This is a genomic window from Curtobacterium sp. MCLR17_031 (genome assembly GCF_003234775.2).
Taxonomy (GTDB): Bacteria; Actinomycetota; Actinomycetes; order Actinomycetales; family Microbacteriaceae; genus Curtobacterium; species Curtobacterium flaccumfaciens.
In genome coordinates, this window is the sequence record NZ_CP126270.1 from 563,927 (window position 1) to 579,010 (window position 15,084).

11 protein-coding genes are annotated in these 15,084 nt (G+C 73.2%); 4 read left to right on the top strand and 7 right to left on the bottom strand.

All coding sequences use genetic code 11. The annotated features are described in order from the left end of the window. Positions 1 to 4: 4 nt before the first annotated feature. Both DEI96_RS02850 and DEI96_RS02855 read right to left on the bottom strand, forming a co-directional pair. Entirely contained in the window at positions 5 to 1,357 is a 1,353-nt protein-coding gene (locus DEI96_RS02850) for a M23 family metallopeptidase (RefSeq protein ID WP_146246875.1), read from the bottom strand. A 74-nt stretch (positions 1,358 to 1,431) separates the two neighbouring features. Further along, on the bottom strand, positions 1,432 to 3,099 hold the full coding sequence (locus tag DEI96_RS02855; RefSeq protein WP_146246876.1) for a hypothetical protein: 1,668 nt from the start codon (positions 3,097 to 3,099) through the stop codon (positions 1,432 to 1,434). Positions 3,100 to 3,195: 96 nt separating this feature from the next. On the opposite strand from DEI96_RS02855, the gene pyrE reads away from it, so the two are divergent. Continuing rightward, the gene (gene pyrE, locus DEI96_RS02860; RefSeq protein WP_071404348.1) at positions 3,196 to 3,747 is read left to right on the top strand and encodes an orotate phosphoribosyltransferase; all 552 of its coding nucleotides are present in this window, start codon (positions 3,196 to 3,198) and stop codon (positions 3,745 to 3,747) included. Continuing rightward, on the top strand, positions 3,744 to 6,035 hold the full coding sequence (locus tag DEI96_RS02865; protein WP_258372748.1) for a septum formation family protein: 2,292 nt from the start codon (positions 3,744 to 3,746) through the stop codon (positions 6,033 to 6,035). The genes pyrE and DEI96_RS02865 overlap by 4 nt, the downstream gene beginning before the upstream one ends. A gap of 283 nt (positions 6,036 to 6,318) precedes the next feature. On the opposite strand, the gene DEI96_RS02870 is transcribed toward DEI96_RS02865, so the two are convergent. Next, a complete protein-coding gene (locus DEI96_RS02870; protein ID WP_111022772.1) occupies positions 6,319 to 7,272 on the bottom strand; it encodes an aldo/keto reductase in 954 nt (317 codons plus the stop codon). Positions 7,273 to 7,380: 108 nt separating this feature from the next. On the opposite strand from DEI96_RS02870, the gene DEI96_RS02875 reads away from it, so the two are divergent. Beyond that, on the top strand, positions 7,381 to 8,025 hold the full coding sequence (locus DEI96_RS02875; RefSeq protein WP_111022773.1) for a HEAT repeat domain-containing protein: 645 nt from the start codon (positions 7,381 to 7,383) through the stop codon (positions 8,023 to 8,025). A 420-nt stretch (positions 8,026 to 8,445) separates the two neighbouring features. Here the strand turns inward: DEI96_RS02875 and DEI96_RS02880 are convergent, their stop codons facing one another. Continuing rightward, a complete protein-coding gene (locus tag DEI96_RS02880) occupies positions 8,446 to 9,135 on the bottom strand; it encodes a metal-dependent transcriptional regulator (protein ID WP_027464846.1) in 690 nt (229 codons plus the stop codon). A gap of 37 nt (positions 9,136 to 9,172) precedes the next feature. Between DEI96_RS02880 and DEI96_RS02885 the strand changes: the two genes are divergently transcribed. Continuing rightward, the gene (locus tag DEI96_RS02885; RefSeq protein ID WP_181440478.1) at positions 9,173 to 10,063 is read left to right on the top strand and encodes a CPBP family intramembrane glutamic endopeptidase; all 891 of its coding nucleotides are present in this window, start codon (positions 9,173 to 9,175) and stop codon (positions 10,061 to 10,063) included. Between the two features lie 199 nt (positions 10,064 to 10,262). On the opposite strand, the gene DEI96_RS02890 is transcribed toward DEI96_RS02885, so the two are convergent. The 3 genes from DEI96_RS02890 to DEI96_RS02900 form a co-directional block, all read right to left on the bottom strand. Continuing rightward, positions 10,263 to 12,230 carry a phospholipase C gene (locus DEI96_RS02890; protein WP_258372749.1) on the bottom strand — a complete coding sequence of 656 codons (1,968 nt, stop codon included), beginning with the start codon at positions 12,228 to 12,230 and terminating at the stop codon, positions 10,263 to 10,265. A 120-nt stretch (positions 12,231 to 12,350) separates the two neighbouring features. Next, entirely contained in the window at positions 12,351 to 13,790 is a 1,440-nt protein-coding gene (gene efeB / locus DEI96_RS02895; protein WP_258372751.1) for an iron uptake transporter deferrochelatase/peroxidase subunit, read from the bottom strand. Next, positions 13,787 to 14,980, bottom strand: coding sequence for an EfeM/EfeO family lipoprotein (locus DEI96_RS02900; protein ID WP_111022777.1), 1,194 nt, complete (start codon positions 14,978 to 14,980; stop codon positions 13,787 to 13,789). The genes efeB and DEI96_RS02900 overlap by 4 nt, the downstream gene beginning before the upstream one ends. Positions 14,981 to 15,084 lie beyond the last annotated feature (104 nt).

Here is a 15,084-nt window from a genome sequence, read left to right on the forward strand (position 1 = left end):
TCGCCTAGAAAGCGACCCCGCGTGCGCCCATGAACGGCACCGGGTCGGTGGTGGCGCCGTTGATGTGCACCTCGACGTGGCTGTGGCAGCCGGTCGACGCCCCGGTGGAGCCGACGAGCGCGATGAGCTGCCCCGCGGAGACCTGCTGCCCGGTGGCGACCCGGAAGCCGCCGTCGACGATGTGGCCGTACGCGGTCTGGACACCGCCGCCGTGGTTGATGCGGACGTAGTTGCCGTAGCCCCCGTACCAGCCGACGTAGTCGACGGTGCCGGCCGAGGCCGCGACGATGGGCGTGTAGCAGCCGCTCGCCAGGTCGGTGCCCTCGTGCATGGTGACGACGCCGGTGATCGGGTGCACGCGGTACCCGTAGGGGCTGATGACGTAGCCGCTGGCCGGGCGGACCCAGCCGGTCCCGGAGCCCGCGCCGACGGAACCGCCGCCGCCCGAGCCGCTGCTGCCGGTCGAGCCGCCGCCTGACGGCGCGCCCCCGCCGGAGTTCGCGGCGGCCTGTGCGGCAGCTGCCCGCTGCGCGGCGGCGGCGCGCTCTGCGGCTTCGCGTGCCGCCTTCTCCTCCGCCGCCTTGCGGATGCGCTCACCCTTGGCGAACTCGGCTTCGGTCCGGACCCGGCCGGAGGTCAGGGTCGCGAGCTGGGCGTCGAGTCGGGCCTTGTTCGACTGCTGCTCGTCGTAGGCGGCCTGCACGGCGTCGGACGCCGCCTGGGCTTCCTGCATGCGGTCTTCGGCTTCGGCGGCGAGGTCGCCCAGTGCTTCGGCGGCGCGGTCGGCCTGTGCCTCGAGCGAGCTGGCGACGGCGGCGTCGGCGCTCGCGGCGGCCTGCACACGCTCGGCCTGCTCGGAGAGCTTGCTCAGCGCACCGAGGTTGTACAGCAGGTCACTGGCGTCTTCGCCCTGGGTGATCACCGAGGTGGTGACGTCGGCGCCACCGGAGCGGGACATCTGCGCGGCGAACTGCCCGGCCTGCGCAGCGCTCTGGTCGGCGACCTTCGCGTGGTCCTTCGCGTCGGCGCGGAGCTGCTGTTCCTTCTCGGCCGCGGTCTGGGCCTTGCGCTGTGCCTTGTAGAACACGTCACCGAGCTTCTTGGCCTTGGCCTCAGCCGCGTCGACCTTGGCGTCGAGTTCGCTGATGATGCCCCGGATCTCGGTGATCTGCCCCTGCTTCGCGGATTCCTTGCCGCGGGCGGACTTCACTTCGTCCCAAGTGGGGTAGGTCACCGCCTGAGCGGCCGGAGCGTCGGCGATGACCGTGCCGACGAGGCCCGCGAGTGCAAGGCCGGTGACGGCGAGGCGCAGGCGCACGGGGACACGGTGGGCGCGGGGGCTGGTGGGACGAGACATCGAGCACGAGCCTATACATCCGTACAGCGAGCATCGGACGGCAACGCGCCGCTGTGGACAACTTCAGCACTGGATCAGAAGCCGCGATCGCGCCGGATGACGTCGGCGCTCCCGACGACGTCGCGCCGCAGGATCGCCTGCCCGGCGGTGCCGGCGTAGTCGTAGACGTCGAACCCGGTGCAGTGGGTGATCGTCGCCGGGGGACCGAGGGAGTCCTCGACCGCGGTGGTCCAGAGGTCGTGCGACCCGACCACCACGAAGCTCGGGTCGGCGTCGCGGTAGGCGCCGAGGTCGACGAGCCAGGGGTACGTCTCGAAGGTGTCGCGGACCTGCAGCAGCCCGACGTTCGTCGCCGCGTAGGTGGCGAGGGGCCGGACCGTCCAGAACTGTCCGACGCCGGTGACCTGGCGCCCGTCGGCCCAGCGGTCCAGGCACGCGGCCGCCGGGTACCGCGCGGTCGACACGGCGTGGGCGGTGCCGGGAGCCACGGCGATCCCGGTCGCGAGGACGGCGGCCATCGCGACCGCCACCCCCGCCCGGACCCCGCGGTGCGGGCGGTGCACGCGGGTGCGGCGGACCGCGGTGCGGGTGAGCTCGGCCACGGCGACGAGCGCGAGCAGCGGTGCCGTCACGATCGGCTGCAGGTAGCGCGGGGTCTCGGACCCGGCGACGACGACGCCCACGGACACGGCGACGACGGTCACCAGCGGCAGCACCGTCGCGACCAGGACGGTGCGTGCGGTGCGGACCCGCCAGGCCCAGACCGTACCGCCGACGGTGACGAGCACCCCGGCGAACAGCAGCAGGAGCCCGAGGTCGCCGGGTGCCGTGCCCGCCCGGTCGTCGGTCAGCGCCGCGAAGAACCGCAGGGTCTCGCCGGCCCGCGACGGCTGCACGTACGTCGCCGGGTCGAGGGAGACGAACGGCCGCAGCGGGATCCGCACCAGGTACCCGACGACCGATCCGACCGTGACGGCACCGGCGAGCAGCGCAGCGGGGCGCCACGGCACCCGCCGCGCCAGCACCAGGAGCCCGAGGGTGACGACGACAGGAGCGGCGGACCAGGGCACGTACAGCGGGTTCGACGCGGTCGTGCACGCGGCGACGAGTCCGAGCACCACGAGCAGGGGCACCGACGCCCGACCGAGGCGCACCGCCCGCAGCACCAGCACCGCGGTGCCGAGCACCGCCAGCACGGCGCCGTAGTAGTAGGTCGTCGTGAGCAGCAGGGACGCCAGCTCGAGCGAGGTCGCGGTCGCCGACGACTCGGTCAGCACCAGCAGGGTGACCAGACCGAGTGCCCCCGCCGACACCGCGATCCGGGCCGGGCGCCCGGCCGACGGCATCAGCTCGTTCGCGGCGGCCCGCACCAGCGCGTAGACGGCGAGGAGCACGAGCACCCCGTTCAGCGCCAGGGCCTGCTGCGGGGTCCCGGTCACCAGCGAGCAGAACAGGTACACGGGCAGCTCGGGGAAGAAGAACAGCGCGGGCGACATCGCCCACTCGAACGGCTGGCCGGCCTGCAGGGAGCGCTCGACGAGCGGCAGCAGCACCGAGTCGCCGTCGTACCAGAGCAGCGCCACCCGTTCCGTCGCGACGACGTGGCGCAGGGCGATGACGGCCAGGGCCAGCGCGACCAGGCCGCCCAGGGCCTCCCGTCCGATCGTGACGGCCGCCCCACCGGTCCGGCGGCCGCCGGACGGAGCCGGCTCCACGGCGGGGCGACGCGGTGCTCGGGACATGTCCCGGAGCGTACCGAGGCCGCCTCGGTGCCGGTACGCACAGACCCACAGGCTGGGGGAGCGCGTTGCGGGCCCGACCGACTACCCTTGTGCGCTGTGACCGACGCGCGCGAACAGTTGATCCAGTACATCTCCTCCGAAGCGGTGTTCCACGGCGACTTCACCCTGACCAGCGGGAAGAAGGCGACGTACTACATCGACCTGCGGAAGGTCAGCCTGGACCACCGCGTCGCGCCGCTGATCGGCCAGGTCATGACCGAGCTCGTGCAGCAGGTGCCGGACGTCTCCGCCGTCGGTGGCCTGACCATGGGCGCCGACCCCATCGCCAGCGCCGTCCTGCACCAGGCCGCAGCCCAGGGTCTGACCTACGACGCCTTCGTCGTCCGCAAGGAGCCGAAGGACCACGGCCGCGGCAAGCAGGTCGAGGGACCGGACCTCAAGGGCAAGCGCGTCGTCGTGCTCGAGGACACCTCCACCACCGGGGGCTCGCCGCTCAAGGCGGCCGAGGCGCTCGAGCGCGAGGGCGCGATCATCGCCGCCGTCGCGGTCGTCGTCGACCGGGACACCGGTGCCAAGGAGACGATCGAGGCGGCCGGCTACCCGTACTTCGCGGCCATCGGGTTGGCTGATCTGGGGCTGACCGCGTGACCGAGGAGCGTCCGGACGACGCACGCGAACCCGACGGCACCGCCGGCCCGGCAGACGGGGACGACGGCCGGGAGGCTCGGCGTGCGTCCGGATCGGACGCTCCGTTCCACGGTCTCCGCAGCGCTGCGGACATCTTCGGGGCTCCGCGCGGCGAGGAGGACTGGCCGTCGCGGCGGGAACGCCGCGAGGCCGAGCGCACCGCCCGCGAGACGGGCGCGCCGCTGCCGGAGCCGTTCGTGGCCGAGGGGGAGGCGGAGGGCGCCGAGCCTGCTGCTCCTGCTCCTGCTCCTGCTCCTGCTCCTGCTGTTCCTGCTCCTGCTGCGCCGGCTCCTGCCGCGTCTTCGCCGGCCGCTTCCGCTCCGGCGCTCGACGACGGCGCGACCCAGGCCATCTCGATGCCGCCCGAGCTGCTCGCACCCTCCGAGAACCCCGACGCCGTCGTCGAGCACGAGCGCTCCACACTGCACGACCGGATCCCGGCCGCCGCCGACGTCGCGCCGGACTCGACCGCGCCGCACCCGTCGTCGATCGTGCTGCCGACGGCACAGACCCACCGCGACGAACGAGCTGCCGCGTCGAAGGCCATCGAGGACGAGCGTCGCCGCGTCGACCCGTTCGGCGAGGGCCGCGCCGACGTCGACTGGCTCGGCCGCGCGACCGGCAACCACCCGGAGTCCGTGGCGCCCGCTGCTGCTGCTCCCGCTGCGCCGCAGCCCCTCGGCGTCGAGAACGTGCTGCCGCCGACCGAGGAACCGCCGACCTTCACCGACCTGCTGCGCATCACCAGCACCGGGCCGGTCCCCACGCAGACGGGCGCGCACGACCGGCCGTTCGACTGGGCGATCGGCGACGACGACGAGCCCGGCGAGGTCCCGGCGACGCTGACCACCGACTCGTTCGACACCACCGCGCTGTCCGCCGGGTCCTGGTCGCTCGCCGACGAGTTGGACGATGAGGACGAGGTCGTGGCCGGCGAGGTCGACACCCCCGCCTCCGGGCTGCCGCAGGCACCGCGGACCTACCCGGTGCCGCCGGCGGTCCCGGTGCCCCCGGCGGTCCCGGCCGCTGGTGCCGCTCCGTCGGAGGCGACCGAGGCCGTGGACGTGCCCCGCGAGCCTGCCGGAGCCGACGTGCCGGACGCGACCGAGGGCCTCCAGGTCGATGCGCCGACCACCGCGATGCCGGCGGCCGGGACGCCCTGGTGGTCCGAGCCCGACGCGACCGTGCCGCCGACCGCCGCGCCGCCGCTCGTGGAGCCCGCTGCGGGTGCCCAGGAGTACCCGGCGCACCTGCCGCCGTCGGTGGGGCAGGACCTCGACGCCGTGCTCGGCCTGCGTGGGAACGACACCGGTCCGCAGCCGGAGTCCCTGCCCGCCGCGGCGCCGGACGACCTGGACCAGTCCGAGTGGGACGGCCGCGAGACCAGTGACACGAGCGCCATCAAGGACCTGTTCGGCACCGAGGCCGTCGGGCAGCTCGGCGGGACCGGCTACGACCCGGAGGACACCGGGACGCGGATGATGCCGGCGGCTGCCGTGCCCGCGGCTGCTGCTGCGCCGGCTGCTGCCCCCGCGCCCGCTGCTGCTGGACGGCCGGCCGGTGGTCCGGACCGGCAGTCCGGCGACCGAGACAACTTCATCAACGAGGGCTTCGCGCGGCTGCGGAACGAGGGCAAGCGCGGCAAGCAGCTGCTGATCTACGGGTCGATCGCGCTGATCCTCGTGCTCATCGTGCTGGTGTTCTTGCTGTCGAAGTGGATCCTCGGCAACAACATCGCCGACCAGGCCGTGCCGACGAAGTCGCCGGTGGCTGCCTCGTCAGCGCCGGCGACCCCGAGCGCTGCGCCGTCGGCGTCGGCCTCGCAGCCGGGTGACGCCGCAGCGCCGGCCGCCACGCTGCAGTTCGCCACGACCCCGGCTCTGCCCGGCGAGCACCCGTGGACCGACCTGGCCGGCGGGGAGTGCCTGTCGCCGTTCACGAACGCGTGGTCGCAGACCTTCACGGTGGTGGACTGCGCGACGCCGCACATCGGGCAGCTGACCGCACGGCTCGCGGTCGAGGGCGACACCTATCCCGGTGCCGAGGCCCTCGCGACCCAGGCAGCCGACCAGTGCCAGTCCGACACAGCGCTGAACGCCTCGGCCGCCGCTGCCGTGGGCGACGTGCAGGTGCAGGGTTCCTACGCGCCGGACCAGGCGACGTGGGACCAGGGTGACCGGTTCATCGCGTGCTTCGTGACGCGGTCGTCGGGGCAGCCGCTGACCGGGTCGTTGGCGCCGGGGGCGTAGGGGCGGTCGGTCGGTCTGTCGGCGCGGGTCAGGCGGCCGGCGCGGGTCGGGCGGCCGGCGCGGGTCGGGCGGCCGGCGCGGGTCGGGCGGCCGGCGCGGGTCGGGCGGTCTGTGTCCGACGCCGATCGACGATGTCGACGTCGTACGACAACGACATCGTCGTTCCTCGTGCCCGGGGACTGTCCGCGTGTACAACGAACGACATCCCCGATGTCGTGCGACGTCGGGGATGTCGTTCTGCGTCGGCGGCGGCGGTGCGTGCCGCGGTGCGGGCCGCGCGGCGTCAGGCGCTCGCGGGCACCTTCGCCGACACGTCGGACAGCGTCTGCAGCTCGTCGGCGGTGAGCTCGAGCTCCGCCGAGGCCAGCAGCGCCGGCAGCTGCTCGGTGTTCCGGGCGCTCGCGATCGGCGCGACGACGTCGGGCTGCGCCTGCAGCCACGCGAGCGCGACCGTGGCGATCTCGGAACCGTGTGCATCGGCGATCGAGGACAGCGCGTCCACGACGGCGAGCCCCTCGTCGGTGAAGTAGCCGGACACCTGGCCCTCGCGGTCCTTGCCGGCGAAGTCGTCCTTCGAGCGGTACTTGCCGGTCAGGAACCCCGCGGCGAGCGAGAAGTACGGCACGACGCCGAGTCCGTGCTCGTGCGCGAGCGGTGCGATCTCGGCCTCGTACGGCTGGCGGGTGACCAGGTTGTAGTGCGGCTGGATGGCGACGGGCTGGGCGAGGCCGTTCTCCGTCGCGATGCGGATCCACTCCGCGGCACGGTCCTTCGAGTAGTTCGAGATCGCGGTGTAGCGGACCAGGCCGTCCTGCACGAGCTGGTCGAAGGCGCGGACGGTCTCCTCGAGCGGGGTCGACTGGTCGTCGAAGTGCGCGTAGTACAGGTCGATCCGGTCGGTGCCGAGGCGCTCGAGGCTCGCGCGGGCAGCGGCGGCGACGGTGTCCGCAGCGAGGCCCTGGAACTCCGGGTGCTGCGAGCCCTTCGTGGCGATGACGACGTCGTCCCGCTTGCCCGAGGCGCGCAGCCACGAACCGATGACCCGCTCGGACTCGCCGCCCGAGTTGCCCGGCGCCCAGGCCGAGTACACGTCCGCGGTGTCGATGAAGTCGCCACCGGCTGCGGTGTAGGCGTCGAGGCCCTGGTGCGAGGTCGACTCGTCCGCCGTCCACCCGAAGACGTTGCCGCCGAGGGCGAGGGGGAACACGTGCAGGTCACTGGTACCGATGCGGGGCATGCGGAGGTCCTTTCGTGGTCGGAGGTGCGGTGGGAGCCAACCGCACGTCTCCCGACGCTATGCCCCGATGCTTGACACGGCCCCGGCGCGAGGGGCTTCGATGGACGGATGACCACGCTCACCGATGCCCTCGCTGATCCGCGATCCTCCGCCCGGCTGCAGGCCGTGATGGCCGCGGGGACCACCCCGGACCCCGCGGACCTCGAGGTGCTCGTCGCGCAGTGCGCCGTCGAGCCGGACTTCTTCGTCCGCGACATGCTGACGTGGTCGCTCACCCGGCACCCCGCCGACGACGTCGTCGCCCGCGTCCTGCCCGAGCTCGAGCGCCCCGAGCCCCAGGCCCGCAGCCAGGCGCTCCACACCCTGTCGAAGATCGGCGACCCGGAGGCGTGGCCGGCGGTGCGCCCGCTGCTCGAGGACCACGACGACGGGGTGCTCCGCGCCGCCTGGCGGACGGCCGTCGCACTGGTGCCGGACGACGAGCGGGCGTCGCTCGCGCGGACCCTCGCCGTGCAGCTCGGCATCGGTGACCGCGAGCGTCGGCTCAGCCTGTCGCGTGCCCTGGTGGGACTCGGCGAGGACACCGTCGGACCGGTCCTCGTCGCGGCCACCGACCGGGGGGCCGAGGCCGTCCGGGAGCACGTGCGCGAGACCGAACGCCTGCTGCACGACCCCGGCGTCGCGTCCGAGTACGCGCTCGAGCGGGCCCGGCGCGAGGTCGCCCTCGGCCGGACGCGCTCCGTCAAGGGCTAGGGCCGGCGGCCGCGCCCGGCCGGGCGGGCTGAGTGGTCGAGAACCGTCGGCATCGCGGTGGTGGGGCGGGCGCGTCGCGCGGTCACGACACCCCGTGCACGGGGTGCCGAGTGGTCGCGGACCGTCGGTTGCGGGGCTGCCGGGCGACAGGTGGTGACCGCTCGGCGGAGGTGAGCGGGGTGTTGTGACCGGTGGGGGCGTCGGACGGGAGGCGCGTGGCGGCGGGGCGCCGGGCCTCCCGTCCGTCGCCACGCGCGTTCGCGGGCCGCGGTGCGGTCACGACGCCCCGTGCGTTGGGCACCGAGTGGTCGCGAACTGTCGGTTGCGGGGCTCCCGGGCGACGGTTCCTGACCGCTCGGCGGAGGTGAGCGGGGTGTTGTGCCCCCCCCCCCGACCGGCCAGCCCGCGCGCGCAGCGCGGTCAGTCGCCGTCGGGCGCGAGCCAGATGGAGGATGCGGCGGCGGCCGGCAGGTCGACGAGGGACTCCGAGCCGTCGGTCGCCCGCCGCGACACCGCGATGACGCCGGCGTAGTCCCGCACCCGCTCGACCCGCAGATGCGTGCCCAGCCCCACCCCGAGCTCGTCGAAGTACCGCAGCAGCGAGGGGTCGTCGTCCGAGACCCGGTCGACGGTGCCGCACGCTCCCGGCTCGATCGCGCCGAGGAGCGTGCCGGGGGAGTCCGGCACGATACCGTCCGCTCCGGGGATCGGGTCGCCGTGTGGGTCGTGCGTCGGGTGGCCGAGGTCGGCGTCGACCCGGTCGAGGAACTGCTCCGACACGGCGTGCTCCAGGGCCTCGGCCTCGGTGTGGACCTCGTCCCACGAGTAGCCGAGCCGCTCCACCAGGAACGTCTCGATCAGCCGGTGCCGCCGGACCATCGCCACCGCGACCTGCTGCCCGAGCGGGGTGAGCACGACGCCGTAGTACGGGGTGTGCTCGATCAGGCCGTCGCGGTCGAGCTTCTTGAGGTTGCCCGACACCGTCGACGCCGACACCTTCAGGGACGCCGCGATGTCCCGCGTCGCCAAGCCGGGCCCGCCGCGCTCGCTGGCCTTCCAGATGAGCTTGACGTAGTCCTCTGCCATGGTGGACAGGGAGGGCAGGCGCATACCGCCAATCGTACGTCCCGCCTGGTACAACCAGCAGATGACCACCACCGCCCCCGTCCGAGCCCGCCGCCGTCGCTGGCCGGTGCCCCCGTCGCTGCTGCTCGGGCTCGCGCCGATCGTGGTGTTCGCGGCGATCAGCGCCTGGCGGTCACGGCCGAGCGACGACTACGCGACCCTCGGGCAGACGGTCGACAGCGTCGTGCACGCCCTGGTCATCCCCGAGGGCATCGCCGTCGTGGCACTCGCCCTGTTCGTCACGGCGCTCGGTTGGTGGCGGATCGCCACGGTCGACCCGGTCCGGACGCGGCTGCGGTGGACGATGCTCGCGCCGATCCTCGTGTTCGTGGTGTGCGTCGTCCGGCTGCCCCTGATCGACTGGACGGCGCTGCCGGCGCACTACTTCCTGCTGCTCGCCGTCGGGGTGCTGTTCGTCGGGGTCTTCGAGGAGCTGATGGCCCGCGGGACCCTGCTCGTCGGGCTGCGGCGGCGCCTGCCGGAGATGGGGGTGTGGGCCCTGTCGTGCGCGCTGTTCGGACTGCTGCACCTGCTCAACGCGCTCGCCGGCGCCGGGATCGGGCCGACGCTCATCCAGGTCGTGTTCGCGGCGTCGTTCGGGTCGACGCTGTACGTCGCGCGTCGGCTGACCGGGTCGCTGCTCGCCCCGGTGCTGCTGCACGCCTTCTGGGACTTCGGGTCCATCGGGTTCTCGGCGACCTCGGACCCTGGCGACTTCGGCAAGCTGACCCTGCTCGGCCTGATCGGGCTGTTCTCGTTCGGGGTGCTCGCGTTCGGCATCGTGGCCGGCGGGATCATCGCCTGGTACGACGACCGACCCCGTCGGCTCGCGAAGCGGTGGCGGACGGTACCGCCCATGGGGGCGGTCGCGGTGCCGGGAGGCGAGCCGCGCCTCCCGGCCGACGTGGTCTGAGGGAACGGACGCGACGGCCGCTGCACCGGCGGACGCTGTGCCGACCGGCGCGTGGCGACCCCGCGCGGACGCGACGGTGCCCCGGAGCGCAGCACGCTCCGGGGCACGGTTCGGTCGCTGCAGTCGAGGCGACGCGTCGCGTCAGTCGGCTCGGAGTGTCGTGTCAGTCGACGCGACGCGTCGGTCGACCCGCGTCGTGTCAGTCGGCCCGACGCCGGAGCTGTCGACGGCGGACGACGACCAGCGCGACGCCGGCCATCAGGAACACGATCGCGGCGATCGTGACCCCGGTGAGCTGCACGCCGGTGAAGGCCAGGCGCGTCGCGGACGGGTCGGTCGCCGACGGGTCGGCGGCGACGGTCTGCCCCGCGGCCCCGGCCCCCGCTGCGGCGCTCGAGGCAGTCGTGGTTCCACTGCCCGTGCCGGCGCCCGTGCCTGCCGTGCCCACCGTTCCGGCCGTTCCTGCCGTTCCGCCGGAACCGGCGCTCGCGCCCGTGCCGCTGCCGCCGGTCTCCGTGTGCGGCTTCGGGCTCGGCTTCGGCGTGACGGCCGTGGACACGATCCGCGAGACCGCACCGCTCTTCGTGTTCAGCAGTACCTCGCGGTGCTGCGGGTGCGTGAAGTCGAACATGCTCCGGATGGACCCGGCCCGGGCGTCGAACGACTGGTCACCGATCCGCCCGGTCGACCAGTTGTCCTCGATGAACTTCGTGGTCGAGGTCTGCTCGATGGCGGTGTGGTCGACGTGGTTCTGCTTGGCGAACGGCGAGATCACCAGGTACGGCAGCCGCTGCGAGGGACCACAGCGGTCGAGGTACCCGCCGGCGACACCGACCTTGGTCGCGGCCGTGGTGCAGACCGTGGTGTCGTTCGAGGAGTCCGTCGAGCCGTTCAGGATCGTCGGCGCGACGTGGTCGTACCAGCCGTCGGAGTCGTCGTAGTTGATGACGATGGCCGTGCTCGACCACTCCGGCGAGCGCTCGATCTCGTTGATCTTCGACGTCAGGAACTTCTGCTCGTCGAGCGGGTCGGAGCACGCGGCGTGGCCGTCCTGGGCCTCGGGCGCCTTGAGGAAGGACACGGCGGGCATCCGGTGCTCGGCGAGCGCGGTGTCGAACGCCGACAGGTCGTACTGGTGGTTCGCGCGGTCGGTGGAGCCGATCATGCGGTCGCTCGTCGGTGCGAGGTGGTGGGGGTTCGACGTCGACGCGTAGTACGCGAACGGGTTGTGGTGCGGCGAGTAGTCGTTGCTGACCGAGCCGCCCACGTTCGTCGTCGTCGCGTCGCACTTGGCGAGGGTGCCGGTGCCCGCGTAGGCCGTCGTGGGGGTGAAGCCGCCCTGGAACCAGCCCCAGGTGACGCCCTTCGCGTTGAGCAGGTCGCCGATGTTCTTGCCCGACATCTTCACCAGGTTTGACGTCGACGTGTGGTCCTTGTCGGAGCAGTCGTCGAAGGCGGGGTCAGGGTCGGCGGTGACGGTGCCCTGGCCGGCGGCGTCCTTCGCGACGACGGCGGTCGAGGTCGGCACCGTGGCACCGGTGACCGAGTCGACGCCCGTGCCACCGTGGGTGTTGCCGCTGATCAGGTTGAGCGCCCCGGGGGTGGAGGGGCCGAAGCCGGTGTCCCAGGCGTTGTCGCTCATCGCGTAGTTCTGGGCGTAGTTCCACAGCCCGGTGGTGGTGTTGCCGTCGTAGTAGTCCATCGTCAGGCCGGGGGACCCGTACAGGCCGGTGCAGGTGTCCACCGAGGTGCTCTCGACGAACTTGTCCATGGCACCCCCGTCGACGGCCTTCTGCTCGGGCAGGTAGTTGTGGTTCTGGTCGCACGTGAGCGCCTGGGCGGGCGTCAGCCGTGACGGGGCGTAGGCGTTCGGGTTCTTCGTCAGGGTGCCGGAGGACGCGAGCGTGTTCACCTTCGGGGTGCGCCGTGCCGCGGTGAAGCGGGTGCCGTCGGTGTTCGCGGCCTTCGGGTAGGTGCCGAAGTAGTGGTCGAACGACACGTTCTCGTCGTACATGACGACGACGTGCTTGATCGGGGTGGTGGTCTTCAGGGAGTTGTCCGCGGCGGACGCCGACTGGGGGATGGCGAGGGCCGTCCCGGCGACGGCCGCCAGGGCCATGATGGCGAGCGCGCCCTGTTGGACGCGTCGTTCGGAAGGTCGGAACACGTGGAACCTCTCACTGGTCGGGACGGTGGGGTGGTGGGGGAGCGTGGGGCCCGACGGGCGGGCTGGTCCGTGCGGGCAACGGCCCGGGCTCGGCTGTGCGAGCGACGGCCCGGCGCCCGGCTAGGTCCGTGCGAGCAGCCGACGGCCCAGCCAGTCGTCCGCGTGGCGGACCCCGGGCAGGGCGAAGTAGTAGCCACCGCCGACCGGTGACACGTAGTCGACGAGCGGCTCGTCGACCAGGCGCTTCTGCACGGCGACGAACTGCCGTTCCAGGTCGGCCTGGAAGCACGCGAACAGCAGGCCCATGTCGAGGTCGCCGTTCGTGTCGGTGCCGTTGTCGTAGTTGTACGGACGACGGAGCATCTGCTGCGCACGGACCTCGGCGGTGCGCGGGTTCGCCAACCGGATGTGCGCGTCCATCTGGATGACGTCACCGGTCGGGTCGTCCTGGTACCGGGGGTCGTCGAACTCGCCGCTGCGGGTGAGCGGGGCACCGGAGTCACGGTGCCGGCCGATCATGTTCTCCTGCTCGTGCAGCGAGACGCGGTCCCAGAACTCGACGAACATCCGGATGGTCCGCACGACGTGGTAGCTGCCGCCGGTGACCCAGTCGGGTTCGCCGTCCTGTCCGCCGCGGGTCCAGACCAGGTCGTCCATGACGCTGCGGTCCGCGGTGGACGGGTTGCCGGTGCCGTCCTTGAACCCGAGCAGGTTGCGCGGGGTGCCGGAGGGGCGCGGCGGGGACGCGAAACCGTCCTGCCGCCAGCGCACCTGCATGCCGCCGCGGGTCGCCCGGGCGATGTCGCGGACGGCGTGCAGGACGGTGTCGGTGTTGTGCGCGCACACCTGCAGCAGCAGGTCGCCGTCCGAGATCGACCGGTCGAGGTCGTCGTTCGGGAAGTCCTCCATCGTCCGCAACCGCGCCGGGCGCTGCCCCGACAGGCCGTACCGGTGGTCGAAGAGCGAGGCGCCGACGCTCGCCGTCACGGTGAGTCCGTCGGCCGCGACCTCCGGTCCGAGCACGCCGGAGTCGGCCGGTGGCGCGGTGATCCCGACGTCGGCAGGCGTGCCGCCGCGGGTGAGGAACCGGGCCCGCTCGGTGATCGTCCGGAGCAGGTCGGCGAGCTCCCCGCGGCCGGCCGCGGTCACGTCGAACGCCAGGAACGCCGACTGTCGCTGCGCGGGCGTGGTGATCCCGGCCTGGTGCGCCCCGTGGAACGCGTACGAGGAACCGGGCGGAGCGTCGGCACCGCCTGTGGTCGCGGCGGCTGCCTGGAGGCCCGTCCCACCCCCGGCGGTCAGGCTCGCTGCCGCCGCGGCGGCTCCGGCACCTGCCCCGACCGCGCTGGTCAGGAACGCGCGGCGGCCGACCCCGCGGGTGGGGCCGGTCGGCGGCTGCTGGTCGTCCGGTGCACCGGCGGGACACGCGCTGCCGTCGGCGGACAGTCCGAGGCGGGCGTGCGCCTCGGACATCCGTCGGTACGTCGCCGCGTCCATCCCGCGTGGGAGTTGCCGGCTCTGGAGGCCCTGCCGGCCCTGGCGCTGCGGTCGTTCGGTCACGAGGTCCTCCTCGGGTCGCAGATGGCGGCGACGGGGGCGAGTCGTTCGAGTGCAGCGTCGAGGTCGGCGTCCAGGTGCTCGCGGGCGGTGCGGTCGAGACCGTCGAGGGTGTCCCAGCTGCCGTCGGGCCGTCGGTGTGACCGGACGTCGGCACGGAGGGTCGCCAGCGCACGATCGGTGGCCCGGAGCCCCGGGTAGCGGGTCCGCAGGATCGACCGGAGCGGCTCGAGCGCGTGTTCCGTCCCGATGGTGTTCGCGTCGATCGTCGCCAGTGCGGTGTGGCTGCCGGAGTCGGTGGCCCCGGTCGCCTCGAAGCGGAGTGCGTTCTCGAGGATCTCGTGCGAGCGCAGGCCGATGTCGAGCGGGTCGACCCGTTGGGTGGGGAACGTCCGGCGCAGGTGTGCGACGGCGGCGACCAAGGCGTCGGCGGGCGCGACGGCGCGACGGGTGGGCGCACCCGACCACAGCAGCGCCTCGACGCGGTGGAAGCCGGCCAGGTGTGGGTCGTCGAGTGCGGTCCGTCCGGCGGCCGGGAGCCCGTTGATCGCGGTGTCGTCGTCGCCGAACGCACCGTAGGCGGCTCCGAGCTGCTCGTACTCGCGGTGCCCGGTCAGCCAGTCCCGCCGTGCAGCGCGGACGTCACCTGCACGGACGTCGGCGTCCAGCGCACGCACGTCGGCGAGCAGCGCCGGCAGGCGACTCTCGATCCAGGCGCCGTACGACTTCGCGGCGGGGATCAGGTCGTCGCGGGTGACCGGGACGATCCCCGGGGTCTCGTCGCTGACGTGGGTGGCGCCGCGCAGGTGGACGACGGGGCCGGTGCTCGGGTTCGCGTCGGCGGGCAGGCAGCGGAACCGGTACTGGCCGCGGGGGAGTCGGACGCCGTAGTCGTGCGTCGCACCCGATCCCAGGCCCTCCGCGTCGAGGTAGACCGCGCCGTTCGTGGGGTCGACCAGCTGCACCTCGATCCCGGCGACGGAGGTGTTGTGGATCCGGAACGTCTGGGGGCCGGCGAGGGCGCGGTCCGGGCTCGCGGGCCACCCCGTCCCGCAGGCGTCGGTGCCGGCCTGCACGGTGACCGCCGACGTCTGCGGCGCCGGTGAGGGGACCAGGTGCGGGGCGACGATCGCGGTCCCCACGAGCGCTCCGAGCGCGCCGACGACCACTGCCGTCGTGGCACGAACCGACATCGGCACCGATGACCCCATCCTGTAGCAACTCACAGAAAACCCTGATCAGAGCCACTTTCGGCTCGACCAGGGCAACCATAGAGTCGCTCCAGGGGCAGTTTTCC